Source organism: Mesorhizobium sp. WSM4828 (genome assembly GCF_055811175.1).
On record NZ_JBVVQK010000123.1, the window covers coordinates 1 to 328 of the forward strand.

Annotated in this window: 1 protein-coding gene; it reads left to right on the forward strand. The window is 66.5% G+C overall.

Annotation, left to right across the window (positions count from 1 at the left end; translation table 11 throughout):
• On the forward strand, positions 1–328 hold a 328-nt coding region (locus AC0L2X_RS32590; RefSeq protein WP_473601235.1), incomplete at both ends, for an IS66 family transposase.

Genomic DNA, 328 nt, shown 5'->3' on the forward strand with positions numbered 1-328 from the left:
GGCATTCTGCAGGCCGATGCCTTTGGCGGTTATGGCGATCTCTATGCGACGGGTCGTCAGCCGGCGCCTGTTCTGGAAGCCAGCTGCTGGGCCCACAGCCGGCGCAAAGTGTTCGAGCTGGCCGATGTCGAAGCGGCGGCGCGCAAGAAGGCGCACGGCGAGAAGCCCAACCTGGTCTATCCGCTCAGGGTTGAAGCCGTGAAGCGCATCGATGCCCTGTTCGATATCGAGCGCGCGATCAACGGCCTGTCGCCCGCCCAACGCCACGCCGTGCGCCAGGAGCGGAGCGCGCCGCTGGTCACCGAGCTCGAGCGCTGGATGATCGAGA